We start from the raw sequence: 18,575 nt of genomic DNA on the forward strand, positions 1-18,575 counted from the left end.
AGAAAAGATGAATTAGGTTAAAGATAAACAAAGCTTAATTGAAAACAATTTAATTTTTTTAATTTTCGAATATATCGGGCAAAAGTATTTAATTTCAAAACATAAAATGGTATGTTATTGAATGAAGTGTACTGTAATTAAAATGGGTTTAAAAATAAAAGCCTTTACACGCAGGTAAAGGCTTTTATTTCAAGTACTATTATAATTTACTTATTGATCTTGGTATTTCTCATCCATTACAAAATCTTCCATAAATTTGGTGGTGTAATTTCCATCAAGGTAATCAGGATGATCCATTAATTGTCTATGAAAAGGAATCGTTGTTTTAACACCTTCAATAACAAATTCATCCAAAGCGCGTTTCATCTTATGGATGGCTTCTTCTCTTGTTTGAGCCGTAGTAATTAACTTTGCGATCATGGAGTCATAGTTTGGAGGTATAGAATATCCACTATAAACATGTGTGTCTATGCGCACACCGTGTCCTCCAGGAGCGTGTAAATTGGTTATTTTACCAGGTGAAGGTCTAAAGCCATTGTAAGGATCTTCGGCATTGATACGGCATTCTATTGAATGTAGTTTAGGGAAATAATTTTTTCCTGATATTTCTACACCAGCGGCAACCAAAATTTGCTCTCGTATCAAGTCGTAATCAATAACTTGCTCTGTAATTGGATGTTCTACTTGAATACGCGTATTCATTTCCATAAAGTAGAAATTTCTATGCTTATCAACTAAAAATTCTACTGTTCCAGCCCCTTCATATTTAATATATTCGGCGGCTTTAACTGCTGCTTCTCCCATTTTTTCGCGCAATTCATCGGTCATAAAAGGAGAAGGAGTTTCTTCGGTAAGTTTTTGATGTCTTCTTTGCACAGAACAATCTCTTTCAGAGAGATGGCAAGCTTTACCTTTGCTATCACCAACTACTTGTATTTCGATATGTCTAGGCTCTTCGATAAGCTTTTCCATATACATGCCGTTGTTACCAAAAGCGGCACCAGCTTCTTGTCTGGCCGAATCCCAGGCGGCTTCAAGGTCCTCTTCTTTCCATACGGCGCGCATTCCTTTTCCGCCACCTCCAGCAGTTGCCTTAAGCATAACAGGGAATCCCATTTTTTTTGCTGTTTTGAGGCAATCTTTATAATCTTTTAATAAACCATCAGAACCTGGGATACAAGGCACTCCTGCGGCCATCATAGTAGCTCTAGCCGAAGCCTTATCGCCCATTCGCTCAATCATTTCTGGCGATGCACCAATAAATTTAATACCGTGCTCATCACAGATTTTGGAAAATTTTGCATTTTCTGCTAAAAAACCATATCCTGGATGAATGGCATCTGCATTGGTAATCTCTGCCGCCGAAATAATATTGGGTATTTTTAAATAAGACTCGTTGCTTGGAGCTGGACCAATACATACGGCTTCGTCTGCAAATCGCACATGAAGGCTTTCTGCGTCAGCTTTTGAATATACCGCAACAGTTTTGATTCCCATTTCACGGCAGGTTCTAATTACACGTAGTGCAATTTCACCTCTATTGGCAATTAATATTTTTTTAAACATACTGTTTATATTTTTTTGGACACGAAAGACTTTTTATTCTAAATAGATTAAGATGGGTCTACTAAGAATAATGGCTGGTCAAATTCTACTGGAGACGAATCGTCTACCAATACTTTTACAATTTTACCAGATACTTCGCTTTCAATCTCATTAAATAGCTTCATTGCTTCAATAATACAAAGTACATCTCCTTCTTTTATACTATCTCCTACTTCTACAAAAGTAGGTTTGTCTGGTGAAGGCTTGCGGTAGAAAGTTCCTATAATAGGAGATTTTACCGTAATGTATTTTGAGTCATCTTCATTTGAAGCAGTTTCTTGTTTTGCCGGTGTAGCTGTAGTTTCGGCTGGTGTGGCAGGTGCTTGAGCGTGCATTTGCGGCATTTGCATCTGTGGCATTCCTTGCATAGGTACTTGCTGAACGATGGTAGTCTCTTTATCATCTCCAGATGATGTTTTAATGGTAATTTTCACATCATCAGTTTCTAATTTTACCTCGCTAGCACCAGATTTGGCTACAAATTTTATTAGGTTTTGAATTTCTTTTAATTCCATAATATTGTGGTATTAATCGTTATGATTTTAAGAATTATAGGCCCATTTTAAATAAATGGAACCCCAGGTAAAGCCCCCGCCAAAAGAGGCGAAAACTAGGTTATCTCCTTTTTTAAGTTGTTTTTCGTAATCACTTAGCAACAACGGTAGGGTAGCCGAAGTGGTATTACCGTAGCGCTGTATATTCATAAGTACTTTATCTTCACTTAGCCCCATGCGTTTTGCAGTGGCATCGATAATTCGCTTATTGGCTTGATGCGCTACTAACCAGTCAACATCTTTCTCTTCAAGGTGATTGCGTTTCATTATTTTCTCGCTAACATCAGCCATATTGGAAACCGCAAACTTAAATACGGTTTTACCGTCTTGATGAACGTAATGTAATTTATTTTTTACCGTTTCTTCAGAGGCAGGTAATATAGATCCTCCTGCTTCAATCTTTAGAAAATTTCTTCCTATGCCGTCACTACGTAAATATTCATCTTGCAGTCCTAAGCCTTCTTCATTGGGCTCAAAGAGAACAGCGCCTCCACCGTCACCAAAAATAATACAAGTCGCTCGATCTTCATAGTTGATGATAGAAGACATTTTGTCTGCACCAATAAGCAATACTTTTTTGTATCTGCCAGACTCTATATAACTTGCAGCGGTAGACATACCGTAGAGAAAGCTAGAACAGGCCGCCTGTAAATCAAAAGAAAATGCGTTTGTGGCGCCAATTTCACTCGCGGTAAAAGCCGCTGTTGAAGCCACAGGCATATCGGGTGTAGCCGTTGCAAAGAGAACCAAATCAATTTCTTTTGGGTCAAGATTGGCTTTTTTTAATAAATTTTGGGCTGCTTTTATACCTAAATAAGAGGTGCCTTTGTGGGCATCTTTTAATATTCTGCGCTCCTTTATTCCTGTTCTTGTGGTAATCCATTCATCATTGGTATCTACCATTTCTTCTAACATTTTGTTAGACAACACATGCTCAGGAACAAAAGATCCTACAGCGGTTATAGCTGCTTTGATTGTATTCATACAATTGAAATTATTTCAGCAAAATTACCGCTAAATTATATTAAAACTTGATATTGAGTAAATTAATAAAATTTAGCAGATGCAAATTAAGGTGTTTTTGTCAATTTATCAACTTATATAGAAAAACTATTATGCGCTCATAGCATTCTAGAAATAAGATAAAACAAAAAAACTCTCGCACAGCTTCACTGCGGAGAGTCTTATAAAAAAAATTTTAGTGCTTATTAAGCTTCAACTTCTTCTGTATTGTCAATAAGTACTTGCCCTCTGTAATAGAGTTTTCCTTCGTGCCAATGTGCTCTGTGATAAAGATGAGCTTCTCCCGTAGTAGGGTCTGTAGCAATTTGTGGAGCTTTTGCTTTATAATGCGTTCTCCTTTTATCTCTTCTGGTCTTAGATATTTTTCTCTTAGGATGTGCCATAACTAAGTTATTTATTGTCGTTTAACAGGTTTTTTAATTTATTCCAGCGAGGGTCTACCTCATTATTTTCATTTACTTCCTTTTGTACAGGTTGCAATTCTTCTAACTTATCTAATATTTCTGAATTTAATGTACCGTCTTCAATGCCCGGGTGCAATCTTTTGTAGGGTAAAGCCAAAACTATAGCTTCATAGATGTATTGGTGCACCTCAATTTCATAGGCACCATGCGGAAGAATTAATAATTCTTCGTTTTCATCATTGTACTCTTCACCAAATTTTACCACCAAATGCAATTGATGTTCAACAGGTTGATCGTAGGCTTCATTGCTAACATCGCAATTAAGATTTACAGTACCTTCAATACTAAAGTGTAGCTCTAGCATATTGGATTTTTTTTCTAAAAGTAAATCTACCGAAACCTTTACGGAATTAAAATCATCATATTCAAAGAACTCAAAGAATTGATTATCTATTTGATAATCAAAATGATGTTTGCCAACCTTCAATCCTACAAAAGGAATGATATATTCTTTTAGCTTTTTCATTACATCATTGATTTCAAGCGTGCAAATATAAAAAAATAAATTCGATACAAGTATTTATTAACAAGAAATGTTTATAATTTTTTACCTTGCTTTTTTAGCGGATTTTTGGTGAGCTTTTGATATTCTTTTCGGTTTTTAAAAATAGTGATTGCAGCGTGCACCGCTTCTTGAAAAGATTGGTGGTTAGCTTCATTTTTACCCGCAATTTCAAAAGCAGTGCCGTGATCTGGCGAAGTTCTTACACGCGATAAGCCCGCGGTATAGTTTACGCCTGAACCAAAAGACAATGTTTTAAACGGGATTAAACCTTGGTCGTGATAAGCCGCAATAACGGCGTCGAAATTTTCATAATTTTTGGTACCAAAAAAGCTGTCGGCAGCGTAGGGACCAAAGACCAAATGTCCTTGCTCACGTAATTTTTCTAAGGTTGGCTTGAGTATTTTATCATCTTCATCTCCAATTACTCCATTGTCTCCGCTGTGAGGATTGATACCTAGAAAGGCAATTTTTGGTCGCTGTACTTTAAAATCCGCTTTAAGCGAATGGGTAATGAGTTGAAGTTTTTTAGTGATGAGCTTTTCGGTTATAACTTGTGGTACGTTTTTTACAGGAACATGATCGGTTAAAAGGCCTACTTTTAAATTTTCTGAAATCATAAACATAAGACTTTCACCTTCTAAAGCTTGAGCTAAATAGTCGGTATGGCCAGGAAATTTAAACTTTTCAGATTGAATCACTTTTTTATGAATTGGTGCAGTAACCAAAGCATCTATTGTATTTGCTTTTAAAGCTGCTGTAGCGGCTTCAAGCGATTGGAAAGCAAAATCACCTAAGAAGATATCTTCTTTACCAAAATTTATTTTTAAGTGATTTTTCCAGACATTTACCACATTAAATTTTCCTTCAATAGCTTCACTGGCGTCATTAATGCCTTGAATATTTGTGTTTACATCAAAATGCTTTTTGTAAAAAGACATCAGCTTGGTGTTGGCAAATACAATTGGGGTGCAAAACTCAAGCATTCGATTGTCGGCAAATGTTTTTAGGATAATTTCGCTTCCAATTCCGTTTAAATCGCCAATGCTTATGCCTATTTTTATATTCTGTTTTTTCACTTGTGTCGCAGGTTTAATTCATAAAGAAAGACAGGTTAATTTTAGTGACTACTTAAAATTATACCTATTTTTGCACTACAAAGGTAAGTATTTATAACTATGTTTACAGGAATCATCGAAGAAATAGGCGTTGTAAAACGAATTGAAAAGGAAGAAGGTAATTTGCATTTCTTTATTGAGGCAGCGATGACCCCCGAGCTAAAAATAGATCAGAGTGTTGCGCACAATGGTGTTTGTCTTACGGTAGTGGGGATATTTGATGATAACTATCAAGTTACTGCCATTCAAGAAACCATAGCCAAAACTAGTTTAGGTTCTTGGGCAGTAGGAGACGCTGTTAATTTAGAGCGTGGCATGTTGATGTCTCAACGCTTAGATGGTCATATTGTGCAGGGCCACGTTGACCAAACAGCAGTGTGTACGCATATTGAGCCGCAGGAGGGGAGTACATTGTTTACATTTGCCTATGACTCTAAACTGAATAATGTGACTATAGAAAAAGGCTCTATTACTGTTAATGGAATTAGCCTAACGGTTGTAAACAGTCAGTATAACAGTTTTAGCGTGGCTATAATACCTTATACACTAGCGCATACCAATTTAAATCAACTTAAGGTTAACGATACCGTTAATTTGGAGTTTGACGTGATAGGAAAATACGTCAAACGTCTATTAGATTTAAAAAATTAAGCCTTTTGATTTCTTTTACGGAAGTAAATAATTCCTATTCCTCCGGCTGTTAAAAGTAACAACCAAGTCTGGTTGTCTATGTTTAGACCAGGTGGTGGAGGTATTCCTTGAGGATTAGCTCTTGTGGCAGCATCATTTGGTGGTGGCGGTGATTTTGTTGCTGCAGAGTATTGAAAAGCAGAACTATCTATTGCCCATAGTAAAATGGCTACAATGGCGATAAGTTTAAATATTCTTTTCATTCTACACTAGATCTATAGGCGGTAAAATTAAACATTATTTGAACAAAATTCAGCAAAGAATGTTAAAATAAATCAAAAAAATCGATGAGAGGGAAATATTTTCGAGCTTATAGAGAAAAGTGGACCCAGATGGGCTCGAACCATCGACCCCCTGATTATGAGTCAGGTGCTCTAACCAGCTGAGCTATGGGTCCTGATTTTCGGTAGGCAAAACTAAATAATACTTATTTACTGTGCAACAAAAAATCTATTTTTTTATTTCTTGGCATAATTCTACCAATACCCCGTTGGCTGATTTAGGATGCAGAAAAACCACCATTTTATTATCGGCACCTCGTTTTGGGGTTTCGTTAAGCACCACAAATCCTTCTTTTTTTAGACGCTTTAATTCTTCATTTATATCCTCGACAGCGAAGGCAATATGGTGAATTCCCTCGCCTTTTTTGGCGATGAATTTAGCTATTGGGCTGTTTTCATTGGTTGCTGCCAACAGTTCTATTTTGCTTTCTCCTGTTTTAAAGAATGACGTAACCACACCTTCGCTAGCTACGCCCTCTTCTTTGTAGGGTTCTACTCCCAATAAAGCTTGATAGATTTTATTGGCTTCTTTTAAATCTTTGACGGCAATACCCAAATGTTCTATTTTTTGCATCATATCTTTATTATTTTTGTACACAAAAATACAATTCCTTTTAAATAAACTACTTTTGCAGTATGGAAGAAACAAATAGACAGAAGAAAATTGCGGGCGTATTGCAAGAAGACTTGGCTCGTATTTTACAGCAAGAATTAAAAAATGCTGGAATTACACATATTATTATATCGGTATCTAAAGTGCGGGTAACTACAGACTTATCTTTAGCTAAGGCTTATTTGAGTATATTCCCAACTAAAGATGCTGCCGGTTTGTTAGCCGAACTGAATCAGATTAAGCCAAAGATCAAACATCAAATGGCTCAGCTCACTAAAAATCAGTTGCGCAAGATGCCCGATTTGGCTTTTTATTTAGATGACTCGCTTGATTATATTGAAAATATAGATAAAGCAGTGAACGAAAAAGAAAACCCTATTGAAAATAGAGATTTATTAGATCGTCGTAAAAAGTCATAAATGGGGTTTTCCTTATACATCGCAAAGCGCTATTTAGGAACAAGAAGTAAGACCAATGCTATAAATATTATAACCGGTATTGCAGCATTGGGCGTTTTTGCTGGTGCAGCGGCTTTGTTTATTGTATTATCTGGTTTTGCGGGACTCAAAGCCTTTAGTTTATCTTTTACCAATGAGTTTGACCCGGATCTCAAGGTGATTCCGTATGAGGGAAAAACAATAAGGCTTCAGTCATCTCAAATTAATAAACTTCAAAATATACAGGGTATTAGCAAGTACACCCAGGTAGTTGAAGAAAAGGTGTTGCTGCAGTTTAACAACAAACATTTACCGGCTTTTATTAAAGGGGTAGATAAGAATTACTTAAACGTAAATGCCGTAGACAGCAGTTTGATAGGAGGAACTTGGTTGCACCCTAATGAAAATCAAGTGGTAATTGGTAGTGGCATATCCCGTAAATTGGCTTTGGGTTTTGCGGGTTATGGCGATGTATTAAAGCTGATGGTTCCCAAGCCTGGAGTGGGGCAACTTAGTAGTGCGCAAGAAGCTTTTGAAAGTGTTAGTACCTTGGTAATTGGGATATATAGTATAAATGAAGATTTAAACCATAAATATGTTTTTGCGCCAAAAGCTTTGGCTCAAGAATTATTGGGCTATGAGCCGAATGAAATTAGCGGTATCGAATTAAATTTGCAACCCGGCACCGATGAAGAAGGGGTAAAAGAACAGCTTTATGAATTATTCGATTACCCCGTAAAAATTAAAAACCGAATTGAGCTTAATGATAAGTTGTATAAAATGCTGAACACAGAAAATTTGGCGGTTTATATGATTTTTACCTTGGTGCTCATCATCGCTCTATTTAACGTTGGTGGTGCCATTGTCATGTCTATTCTAGATAAACGCCAAAACATCAATACGCTCTATGCTTTGGGCGCCTCATCTAATAAAATTAAGCGCATTTTTTTGTTACAAGGTAGTTTACTTACCTTTTTTGGAGGAATATTGGGTTTATTTTTAGGCTACCTCATTATTGTTTTACAGCAGCAATTTCATTTGATTATGATTACGCCTACCTTAGCTTATCCAGTTGAGATTGAGTGGCAAAACTTGGTCTTGGTTTTGGTAACCATTATGGTTTTAGGAGTTACCGCTTCTTATATTGGCGCCACCCGAATAGGTAAAATTATCAACGGCTAAATTGAAAATCTCCAAATTCGGCTTCGGCTAAATCAAATGCTTTAAAAACATCTACCGCCTCATCACTGGTGACCATACGCGTACGGTGTTCTTTAAAATGAGGAATGCCTTTAAAATAATTGGTGTAATGCCTACGGGTTTCAAAAACACCTAAACGATCTCCTTTCCAATCTATAGCCATTTGCAAATGCCTGCGGGCAGCATTAAGACGCTCTTGCATGGTGGGTGGAGCTAGATGCTCTCCTGTTTTAAAAAAATGCTTTACTTCTCTAAAAAACCAAGGATACCCAATGCTAGCTCTTCCAATCATAGCTCCGTCTAAGCCAAATTCATCTCGCATTTTCACCGCTTTCTCTGGGGTGTCTACATCGCCGTTTCCAAATACAGGAATGTGCATACGCGGATTGTTTTTTACTTCGGCAATGGGGCGCCAGTCGGCTTCTCCTTTGTACATTTGAGCGCGTGTTCTGCCATGAATAGAGATGGCTTTGCAACCCACGTCTTGTAAACGCTCGGCTACTTCTACAATTTTAATTGAGTCATGATCCCAGCCCAATCGGGTTTTTACTGTTATGGGTAAATTGGTATGCTTTACCATTGCCTCGGTTAAGGAAACCATAAGGTCGATATCTTTTAAAATGCCGGCGCCGGCTCCTTTTGAGACTACTTTCTTTACCGGGCAACCAAAATTAATATCGATAATATCTGGACCAGATTTTTCTACAATCTCTACAGATTCTAGCATCGATTCTAAATTGGCGCCAAAAATTTGAATACCTACAGGGCGCTCCTTTTCATAAATATCTAATTTCATGACGCTTTTGGCGGCGTCACGTATCAAACCTTCAGACGAGATAAACTCGGTGTACACTACATCTGCTCCTTGCTCTTTGCACAGGGCTCTAAAGGGTGGGTCGCTCACATCTTCCATTGGTGCTAACAACAACGGAAATTCTCCTACATCTATATCGCCTATTTTTGCCAAAATTGAATTTTAATACGTTTGTGCTGCAAAATTAAGAAATAAGTAGCAATTGTAGGATGCTGTGCTGGTGTAGAATTTTTTAATGCAAAAGGGATAGCAATGAAAATACTTTTTTTGCTTTGATAAATGGCAAAAAAAGATTGTAATGTATAGCCCGGGCCGTAGGCTTTGCCCAAAATATTAAAGTTTATAAGTTAGTTTAAATAATGCTGTTCTGGGCTGCACATAAATATTTCTGTCAGTTACCAGAAACTGGTTAAAAGTGTTTTCTCTTTTATACTGGACATCAAAGATATTGTCTACCGCTAGCTCAAAACCCCACGGGTTGTCTTCTTTGTTGTAGTAAAGGGATAGATTTCCTAGGTTAAACCGATTGATTTGACGGGAATTTTTATTCTCGTAATAACTATAGGTATAATTAGCTTTAAAAATAAAATCGTTTAAAAAATCCCATTCTAAATAGGCAAACGGATTGATTTGGGTAAAGCTATTTTTAAAAGTATTGGATGCAAAATTACTAAAACGCTGTTCCCACCCTAGAGTTAAATTGGGCCATTTTTTATAACGAGTAGAAGCTTCAAAAGTGTATTGGTAATTTTGAGACTGGTAATCGTTTGTATTATCGTTTATAATTCTTGAATAGTTTGATAGGCTAATGTTGGCACGTAGTCTAAAGCTGTATTTAGGTATTTTTTTGTTTATTGCCCCGTTAAGCGTATAGGTATTTTCTGGTAAACTGGTGTAAATAGTAGTGCTTACTTGATCTATACTTTCTAATTATGTGCTGTTTTTTTAAAACCTATAATTCACTTTTAAAAGTAAAAACCTAGGCAAGAGTCTATATTCTGTAGTAGAAGAGCCAATATCGCTTACCGAGTAACTTCTAAACGTTTTTGTATTAAATAAGTTATTTCCTGATATTCCTAGGCTTAGCTTATTCTTAATTAATTTATAGCGTGCATTAAAATCTAAAAAATAATAGGTGTTATTGGTTGTTAGGTTGCCAAAATAATAACGTTCTGATTGAAGTTGAATGTTGAATTTGGTACTGAAAACAAATGATAAGTTTAAAAAACTCATATTGTCTGTGAAAGAGTTGGCAATGGTTGTTCTTATAGCTGTGGTAGTCCATTTTGTTCCTATATGATAGTTGAAAATTCCGTCATATCCAGAGCGTAACGCGATACCATAGTTGTAATTTTTTGAGACTACTTCTCGAAGATTTGAATTGTTTACTACATTTTTAAAATCGCTTTTAGAATAGCTTATATCTAATTTTATATTGGAAGAGATTAAATTTAAATAATAATCTAAAGATGAGTTTACATTAAAATATTCGCGACCTTTTATTAATATTTTTTCGGATTGAGTAAAATTTTGATTGATTAAAGTGTTTGAGGATAAAAAATTATGATTTTTGATGTACACCAAATGAGAATGAGCAAAAAACTTGTCGGTCCAATTGCCTAATTGATAATTTAAATTAAATCGAGATGCATCAAGTTGATTAAAATTACTGCTGCCACTTTCAAACGAACGAAATCCTGTTAAAACGAAATTGCTGTATACGTCTAGAATTTTTGCATTGGTAGTATTATAACTGTAGGCAGTAGCAACCTTATTTTTATCGTTTATTTTCCAATCTAACCCAATGCTCGGGTTTATAAAGAAGGGGTTTTGTGTTGAGGAAAATTGTTTGTTTTCTAATTTATTAAAGAGTTGATGTGTTGCAAATTTTCCGGTTACACCAATATCATTATACTCTAGACGATATTTACCTTTAAAATATAAATCATTAACCAAATAGGTTAAATCATTTTGATAAGCTTTAGGTTGCGCTACTACATCATTATCTTTTAATAGAGAGAAGGTACTTCTTAACACATCTTTTCTGTACTCGTTACCTAATTGAATAACTAACAAGTCATTGCTTTTTTTGCGGTTTAAAAAATTAAGATTTATTCCTGCAAATTGCATTTGATTTTCGCTGCTTTGCGCAACACTACTAGCATCTCTATTTTCGGGAAATAGATCTTGATAAAAGAAACGGTTTATACTATAATTTTGAGGTGCTTTTTCGTCTATAAAACGGCCTGTAAGTACTATTGCTTTTTTATTCTTAAGTTGTTGGGTGTAGCTTATTTTTTGATCAAAAAGCGTTTTAGAATGCTTTAAATCTTGAATAGTTGAAGTAGCGTTGAATTGCAAATTAGAACCATCGTTAAAACGGGCATTATTATATTTGGTAGTAGCTTCTAATAAAGAGGTTTTTGAGCTATTATAAATTAGTTCTAACTTAGCAAAGGCTATTGATTTTTGATTTTTTAATTTATAATTCTCTATATTAGTAAAGCTTGTTCCTTCAGTTTCAATAACATTTACATTGTTTTTAAAAAAATCTAATTCGTCCCAATTAAAAAAGCCTAAGGTTTTAACTTTTAGCTTTTTAGTAGGATTAAAGATTGCATTTAAAGAAGCTAATTCTGCATTATTGATATTGGTTCGATTTTGATTAAAATTCGCAGTGCTTGGCGATAAATTTAAGAGCTGCTTAGCCTCTTGGTTGTTACCGATTTTGGTAGCGTCACTATTCCCAGTTGGGCTTATTAATTGTTGTAAATCTCCTGTGCTATCGTAACCGATATTATTCAAATTGGTTAAAAAATAAAATTTATTCTTTTTACCAAAGTTCATCAGGTTACCTCTAAATTCATAAAAATTATTATTTCCTAAACCGGCTTCAAGGTTGCCAAACCAAACGCGTTTATATTTATCGGCTACCTTTAAATTTAAAGCAACTTTTTTACTCTCTTCAATACCCTTTAAGAGGCTATTATTCGAAAAATTTTTTAAGATTTCAATCTCCTCGATGGTGTAAGCGGGCATATTTTTAGACAATACTTTATAGCCTTTCTTAAAAAAATCATCCCCATCAATCATTAACTTTTCAATTTCTTGATTACCTACCTTTATTGTTCCTTCATTATCAATTTGTAGGCCTGGAATATTTTTAAGTAAATCTTCGACCGTTTCTTCTGTTCCTACTTTAAAAAACTTTGATTTAAACACGATAGTATCATTATTTACTTTTATAGCTTTTTCGGCTTGAATAACCACTTCATCTAATCGCATAGACTTTTCTACAAGTAAGACGTTGGTATTCAATTCCGTTTGCTCCTTTGTAATTGTAATTGGTATAATTTTTTTCTCAAAACCTAATGCAGTAAAAACTAAATTGAACTTACCAATTTTGTCTATTGTAAGCTTGTACTTATTATTATGATCTGTAAAGGTATACGCGATGATCGACTCATTTAGGCTGTCTTTTACTTTTACGGTTACAGGAGTTTCTAAAGTTGATTTACTCGATATTGTACCAACTAATTTTATCTGCGCAGATGATATTGTAGAAATTAAAAGGAGTAAAGTAAACGCTATTTTTCCCATTCATAAACCAATTCAATTCCTAGTCGTCTAATTTTTGTAGATTCAACAGCCGTGTCTTTTGGGGCTCTAGCGTCTAGAACCTTCACTTCGCTCAAATGTTTTTCATCAATAATTCCTACGTATTCTTTTAAAGAGATAGCTTTATCATTAAAATTATTAGGCAATTGCAAATCTATTTTTGCGTTAAACGGCAATACTATTTTTTTTACCTGCCAAGAATAAGTGAGTGTTCCAGAAGTACTTTGAATAAACAATATAAGGCCAGGTAAAGCTTTAAATTTCCAAGGTCCCGCTGGTATGGGTATTTCTTCTGTAAAATAAGCTATATAGTCTCTTCCTCTAAAATTGAGTGTTGCCTTGGTGCAAAGATAGTCACCAATTTTTAGGGTGTCTTTAGGGTGAATCTTCCAATCTAAATCACCTAAAGAATCTTTAACAAAATAGGTTTTTTTCTTAGAAGGCATGATAATGCTATAGGTATTGTTCTTTAAATTTCCGTAAATGGATTTTTTCTTTAAACTGATTTTTTTTTGACCTATTAAATAATTGCCGTCTTCATCTTGGGCAACATTATCTTCGTTTGTTAAATTCAATTCATCATTTGTATAAAGAGTCGTGTTGTTTTTTACAACTAAAGTTTCATCATTATTATAATAGTCGTTTTTAAAATGATATTCAACCAGTAGTTGATTAGCATTTTGGGCATAAGTATTAACGAATAGAAAAATGCTAATAATTTGTAAGATTTGCTTCATAATTTTTAAATGCAAGCTACGCATTCAAAAATGCGTAGCATTTAATAAAACTTATTTTAGGGCGCTTCATTTAAAAAAGCGGCATGTACTTTGGCTATTTCTCTGCAATGCGACTCACTAAAAGCAAAAGTAGTGTACTTTGTTGTGGTTTCTGTAATTCTACCATCTTCATGAATAGTTATTTGCGTAATATAATAAGTGCAAGTGCCATAGCTTTCTTGCAAATTATGGTTTTTTGAATTATTAGCACTATCTGCAAAGGCAAAATTTGCTGCAAAAATCAAGCAAAAAAAGAATAATAATTTTTTCATAATAAAAAATTTAAGTTAATATTAATCAAACCTAAAAAAAAAAACGATTTAACCAAATTTTTAGCATATTAATCGGTTATTTTTAAAAGTAGGTTGTTAAAAGCCGAATTGCGGTTATAAGGCTGCCTCAAAAAAAGAGGTATTATTCACGAGCCAGTAGGCTTATGATATAGCTAAAAGGTAATTTTATTTTTACAACCACTCTTGTTTTTATTAGGAGTAATTCTATCCGCTTTAAGCGAAATTAATCCAGGCGTTCGCGTTCGCTTTGGTCTATGGTTCTTTGGTTGTCTTTAAGTAAAGTATTCCCGAAATTATAAGTAAAGCCAAGTTGTACATATCTATTTTCTGGTAAGGCATAGTAACCGTTATTTTGGTTGAGATAAACCGATTTTAATCGGGACGCATATTGATTAAAGATATCGGCAATTTGAAGCGATAATTCACCTTTATTGTTCCACAAAGACTTGTTCACTCCTAAAGTAAGATTATTTAAATTATCAACTACAAAAGAACCACTTAGGTAATTAGAAATATATAAGAACGACGCATCTGCGCTCCAGGTTTGATCTTTTGATAGGGTAAAACTACTATACAAAGAACTGTAAAAACCGTTCACCTCATTAGTGTATGCGTTTTCTGGGCTCAAAAGTGCAGGAAAACGTTCTTCTTCGTGAAAAACAGATAGTATGGCTTGTGCATACCACCAACCGAAGAGATAACGACCGTGAAAAACATCTAATCCCCATGATTTACTGTCAATTGCATTTAGAGGTATGTTTTGTAACAGACGCAAGCTGTTGTCTTGAAAAGTCAACTGAGTGGTGTTTCTGCCGTTATCACGATAATATAAATCTAGGCTATAATTATTTCCAAAAAGATATTTAAAAGAAAAATTATTGCTTATTGCTGCCAACAGCCTTTCATTACCGGTGCGTAAACTATTTTCATTGATAAAATAAGAAAACGGATTTAATAATTCATAATTGGGCCGATCTATATTACGGGAATAATCAAAGACTAGTTGCTGCTTTTCGTCGATGGCGTAGCTAAGGTTTATTTTAGGAAAAAGACTGGTGTACTCGCGTTTAAAATTGTGAGTGTTGGCAATATTTTCTCCTTTTCTATAGGTGTGTTCTACACGCAGTCCGCCTTGAGCGGTCCATTTTTTAACATTTGTTTTTACGCTGGTATAAGCTGCCCAGATATTTTCTCTATAGTCAAAGGCGTTGAAATTGGGTACATTCTGTACTGCCTGAGCATCACTTTTAATATTGGTATAAGCTAAACTATTTTCAGAATTGATATGCGATAGTTTTATGCCGGCAACAAAGTCTATATTTTTAAAAGAGTTTTCAAAGTCTAACCCCGTAGCATAAATATCAATTTTTTGATTGGCATCTGTGGTAAAGCTATTTTCATTGAGCACACTTAAATCATCTGCTTTATAAATAGTTTGAATGTCTTGATTTATGTTTCGGTCAAAAAAAGTTTGGTGGTAATGAGCTTTAATTAAGCTTTGCTCATTTATTTGGTAATGATACGCCAGATTTAGACCTAAATTTAAGCGCTCTGTATCTAAAAGACTACGGGTGTTAAATAAAGAGTCTCTGGTTTTCTGGCTATTAAATATTTGAGTTTTTCCTCGTATATTGTCTTCTTGAAAAGGGGTGAAATTGGTATTTAAGCTCAACAAAAGCTTTTCTTTGTTACTCAAAATATAATCAATAGCTGTATTTAATTGGTAACTTCTTGCTTGCGTTGTTTTTTCAAAGTCGGTTTGCCAGTTTTCAAAAATCAAGTCTCGATTATCCAAAAAATTGATATAACTTTCATCTTGCTTGAGCCTTTTTTCTGGCGAAAACGATAGGTTGGCAAAAAGATTAAGCTTTTTGGTTTTATAAAAATGGTTGCTATTTAATTGATATTTGGCATATACCCCTTGTTTATATTGCGCGGCAACACTGCCTTTGTAACCAGGCAACCATAAAGAATTGGTTACAATATTTAAAATTACACGTTCGTTAGCATCATAAGCCGCAGAAGGGTTTGTAATTAATTCAATTTTGTCTATAGCCTCACCGCTATAATTTTCGAGCATGTTTTGCACTTCTTCTGTACTTAAATAAACCTTTCTATTGTTTATATACACGCTGGCCTTGGCTCCTTTAACCATTAATTTATCACCTAAATTTACAACTCCAGGAGTATGTTTAGCAATATCCCAAGCACTACTAGATGAGAGGCTTGTGTTGGCTACTTCAAAAATAAGTCGGTCTGCTAGTTGTATTAATTTAGGTTTTCTTAAGGTAATAGCCACCTGCTCTAAAAGCGATTCTTCTTCTTTTAATATAAATGTTTCTAGGTTTACATTTTTATCTAAAATAACTGTTTTGGTTAAAGGTTTGTAACCTATGTAACTAACCTCTATTTTATATTTACCGCTGCTTAAATTATCAAAATGAAAAGCACCAAGGTTGTCGCTACTGGTGCCTTTAACAAAACTAGAATCTTTGGCTTGATACAAAATAATATTGGTAAAAGCTATGGGGTTTTGCTGGTTATTAAAAACCTTCCCTTTTATATGCAGTTGTGCGTTAAGGTTGCTGCTAAACGCCAATAAAAAACAAGTATAAATTAAAAATCTAATCAACTACAAACCAATTACATCGTGCTAGTACGAAATTACTTAATTCTATTTAACTTTTGCAACTTATTTTTGAAAATCAAAATAGTATATTTGCAATTACAAGTAAAAAGTGACTTACAAGTCACCCATTTTTTAGAATATTATTTATGAAGCACATAAGAAACTTTTGTATCATCGCTCATATAGACCACGGTAAGAGTACTTTGGCCGATAGGCTTTTAGATTTCACTGGTTCGGTTACCGAAAGAGAGAAGCAAGCACAACTTCTAGACAGTATGGATCTAGAGCGAGAACGCGGCATTACCATTAAAAGTCATGCCATACAAATGCGTTTTCCTTATCAAGGAGAAGAATATGTGCTTAATTTGATCGATACACCTGGACACGTAGATTTCTCATATGAGGTTTCTCGATCTATTGCTGCCTGCGAAGGAGCTCTGTTGGTGGTAGATGCGGCACAAAGCATACAAGCCCAAACCATATCAAATCTATATTTAGCGCTTGAAAATGACCTAGAAATTATTCCTGTTTTAAACAAGGTAGATTTACCTAGTGCCAACCCCGAGGAGGTGACCGATGATATTGTTGATCTATTGGGTTGCGATGCATCTGAAGTAATTCCTGCAAGTGCAAAAACCGGTATAGGAATAGAAGAGATTTTAACTGCTATTATTGAGCGTATTCCTGCACCTACAGGAAAAGTTGACGCTCCTCTTAGGGCGCTTATTTTTGACTCGGTTTATAATCCTTTTCGTGGTGTAGAAACTTATTTTAGAGTAATTAATGGAAGCATTAAAAAAGGCCAACACATTAAATTTGTGGCGACGGGTAAAGATTATTATGCCGATGAGGTAGGTACTTTGCTGCTAAAACAGAGTCCGCAAAAAGAAATAAAAACGGGAGATGTAGGTTATTTAATCACGGGAATAAAAGATGCGCGTGATGTTAAGGTGGGAGACACAATCACCGATGCTAAAAATCCTACCACCGAGGCCGTTGCCGGATTTGAGGATGTGAAACCAATGGTATTTGCGGGTATTTATCCAGTAGATACAGAAGATTATGAAGAGCTGCGTAACTCTATGGAAAAACTACAGCTAAATGACGCTTCGCTGGTTTTTACTCCCGAAAGTTCTGCCGCTTTAGGTTTTGGTTTTCGATGCGGTTTCTTAGGAATGTTACACCTAGAAATCATACAGGAAAGATTAGAGCGGGAGTTTGATATGACTGTAATCACCACGGTACCTAACGTATCTTATCACGCGTTTACCAATAAAGAACCCGATGAGGTGATTTTGGTTAATAACCCGTCAGATTTGCCCGAACCATCCAAGTTGAATAGGGTAGAAGAGCCATACATCAAGGCAACTATTATCACCAAAGCCGATTTTGTTGGCCCAGTGATGTCTTTATGTATAGAAAAACGAGGCGAAATCGTAAACCAAACTTATTTAACTCCAGAGCGTGTGGAGCTTACTTTTAATATGCCTTTGGCTGAGATTGTATTTGACTTTTATGATCGTCTTAAAACGGTATCTAAAGGTTATGCCTCGTTTGATTATGCCCCAATTGGCCTTAAACCTTCAAAATTGGTAAAGGTAGATGTCTTGCTTAATGGGAATACTGTAGATGCGCTATCGGCTTTACTTCACGTAGATAACGCCTACGATATTGGGAAAAAAATGTGTGAAAAATTGAAAGAATTAATTCCGCGACAGCAATTTGATATTCCTATACAAGCGGCTATAGGAGCAAAAATTATTGCAAGAGAAACGGTTAAAGCGCTGCGTAAAGATGTAACGGCAAAATGTTATGGAGGAGATATTTCTCGTAAGCGTAAACTTTTAGAAAAACAGAAAAAAGGTAAAAAACGAATGCGACAAGTGGGTAATGTAGAGATACCACAAGAAGCATTTATGGCAGTACTTAAATTAAATGACTAACTTTTATGTATAAAA

17 protein-coding genes and 1 tRNA gene are annotated in these 18,575 nt (G+C 35.1%); 4 read left to right on the forward strand and 14 right to left on the reverse strand.

Annotated elements, in window-relative coordinates:
* Window positions 1-210: 210 nt before the first annotated feature.
* The 6 genes from accC to pdxA form a co-directional block, all read right to left on the reverse strand.
* Entirely contained in the window at window positions 211-1,566 is a 1,356-nt protein-coding gene (gene accC, locus ACH2AZ_RS03085) for an acetyl-CoA carboxylase biotin carboxylase subunit (protein WP_379047153.1), read from the reverse strand.
* A gap of 47 nt (window positions 1,567-1,613) precedes the next feature.
* Entirely contained in the window at window positions 1,614-2,120 is a 507-nt protein-coding gene (accB, locus tag ACH2AZ_RS03090; RefSeq protein ID WP_394906600.1) for an acetyl-CoA carboxylase biotin carboxyl carrier protein, read from the reverse strand.
* A 27-nt stretch (window positions 2,121-2,147) separates the two neighbouring features.
* Entirely contained in the window at window positions 2,148-3,143 is a 996-nt protein-coding gene (locus tag ACH2AZ_RS03095; RefSeq protein WP_379047147.1) for a beta-ketoacyl-ACP synthase III, read from the reverse strand.
* A gap of 224 nt (window positions 3,144-3,367) precedes the next feature.
* A complete protein-coding gene (gene rpmF / locus ACH2AZ_RS03100) occupies window positions 3,368-3,565 on the reverse strand; it encodes a 50S ribosomal protein L32 (RefSeq protein WP_147861861.1) in 198 nt (65 codons plus the stop codon).
* A 7-nt stretch (window positions 3,566-3,572) separates the two neighbouring features.
* Window positions 3,573-4,112 (reverse strand): YceD family protein, encoded by a 540-nt coding sequence (locus ACH2AZ_RS03105; RefSeq protein ID WP_379047144.1) that lies wholly within the window; start codon window positions 4,110-4,112, stop codon window positions 3,573-3,575.
* Window positions 4,113-4,183: 71 nt separating this feature from the next.
* Window positions 4,184-5,227 (reverse strand): 4-hydroxythreonine-4-phosphate dehydrogenase PdxA, encoded by a 1,044-nt coding sequence (pdxA, locus tag ACH2AZ_RS03110; protein ID WP_394906601.1) that lies wholly within the window; start codon window positions 5,225-5,227, stop codon window positions 4,184-4,186.
* A gap of 99 nt (window positions 5,228-5,326) precedes the next feature.
* Here pdxA and ACH2AZ_RS03115 point away from each other — a divergent pair, with 99 nt between their 5' ends.
* Window positions 5,327-5,917 (forward strand): riboflavin synthase, encoded by a 591-nt coding sequence (locus tag ACH2AZ_RS03115; protein WP_394906602.1) that lies wholly within the window; start codon window positions 5,327-5,329, stop codon window positions 5,915-5,917.
* Here the strand turns inward: ACH2AZ_RS03115 and ACH2AZ_RS03120 are convergent.
* The 3 genes from ACH2AZ_RS03120 to mce form a co-directional block, all read right to left on the reverse strand.
* Window positions 5,914-6,159: a hypothetical protein gene (locus tag ACH2AZ_RS03120; RefSeq protein WP_379047135.1), complete on the reverse strand. Its 246-nt coding sequence runs from the start codon at window positions 6,157-6,159 to the stop codon at window positions 5,914-5,916. The two genes, ACH2AZ_RS03115 and ACH2AZ_RS03120, sit on opposite strands and share 4 nt — an antisense overlap.
* A gap of 120 nt (window positions 6,160-6,279) precedes the next feature.
* A tRNA-Ile gene (locus tag ACH2AZ_RS03125) sits at window positions 6,280-6,353 on the reverse strand.
* A 53-nt stretch (window positions 6,354-6,406) separates the two neighbouring features.
* A complete protein-coding gene (mce, locus tag ACH2AZ_RS03130) occupies window positions 6,407-6,811 on the reverse strand; it encodes a methylmalonyl-CoA epimerase (protein ID WP_394906768.1) in 405 nt (134 codons plus the stop codon).
* A 62-nt stretch (window positions 6,812-6,873) separates the two neighbouring features.
* On the opposite strand from mce, the gene rbfA reads away from it, so the two are divergent.
* Both rbfA and ACH2AZ_RS03140 read left to right on the forward strand, forming a co-directional pair.
* The gene (gene rbfA, locus ACH2AZ_RS03135; RefSeq protein WP_147861866.1) at window positions 6,874-7,269 is read left to right on the forward strand and encodes a 30S ribosome-binding factor RbfA; all 396 of its coding nucleotides are present in this window, start codon (window positions 6,874-6,876) and stop codon (window positions 7,267-7,269) included.
* On the forward strand, window positions 7,270-8,469 hold the full coding sequence (locus ACH2AZ_RS03140) for an ABC transporter permease (protein ID WP_394906603.1): 1,200 nt from the start codon (window positions 7,270-7,272) through the stop codon (window positions 8,467-8,469).
* On the opposite strand, the gene dusB is transcribed toward ACH2AZ_RS03140, so the two are convergent.
* The 5 genes from dusB to ACH2AZ_RS03165 form a co-directional block, all read right to left on the reverse strand.
* Window positions 8,459-9,454 carry a tRNA dihydrouridine synthase DusB gene (gene dusB, locus ACH2AZ_RS03145; RefSeq protein ID WP_394906604.1) on the reverse strand — a complete coding sequence of 332 codons (996 nt, stop codon included), beginning with the start codon at window positions 9,452-9,454 and terminating at the stop codon, window positions 8,459-8,461. The genes ACH2AZ_RS03140 and dusB overlap by 11 nt on opposite strands.
* 792 nt (window positions 9,455-10,246) lie before the next feature.
* Entirely contained in the window at window positions 10,247-12,901 is a 2,655-nt protein-coding gene (locus tag ACH2AZ_RS03150; protein ID WP_394906605.1) for a TonB-dependent receptor, read from the reverse strand.
* Window positions 12,889-13,656 carry a GLPGLI family protein gene (locus ACH2AZ_RS03155; protein WP_394906606.1) on the reverse strand — a complete coding sequence of 256 codons (768 nt, stop codon included), beginning with the start codon at window positions 13,654-13,656 and terminating at the stop codon, window positions 12,889-12,891. Before ACH2AZ_RS03155 ends, ACH2AZ_RS03150 begins: the two co-directional genes overlap by 13 nt.
* A 56-nt stretch (window positions 13,657-13,712) precedes the next feature.
* Window positions 13,713-13,967, reverse strand: a complete 255-nt coding sequence (locus tag ACH2AZ_RS03160) for a hypothetical protein (RefSeq protein ID WP_394906607.1) — start codon at window positions 13,965-13,967, stop codon at window positions 13,713-13,715.
* Between the two features lie 244 nt (window positions 13,968-14,211).
* Window positions 14,212-16,620: a TonB-dependent receptor domain-containing protein gene (locus ACH2AZ_RS03165; protein WP_394906608.1), complete on the reverse strand. Its 2,409-nt coding sequence runs from the start codon at window positions 16,618-16,620 to the stop codon at window positions 14,212-14,214.
* 143 nt (window positions 16,621-16,763) lie between these two features.
* On the opposite strand from ACH2AZ_RS03165, the gene lepA reads away from it, so the two are divergent.
* Window positions 16,764-18,560 carry a translation elongation factor 4 gene (gene lepA / locus ACH2AZ_RS03170; protein ID WP_147861873.1) on the forward strand — a complete coding sequence of 599 codons (1,797 nt, stop codon included), beginning with the start codon at window positions 16,764-16,766 and terminating at the stop codon, window positions 18,558-18,560.
* Window positions 18,561-18,575 lie beyond the last annotated feature (15 nt).

The organism is uncultured Mesonia sp., from assembly GCA_947499595.1.
Classification (GTDB): domain Bacteria; phylum Bacteroidota; class Bacteroidia; order Flavobacteriales; family Flavobacteriaceae; genus Mesonia; species Mesonia sediminis.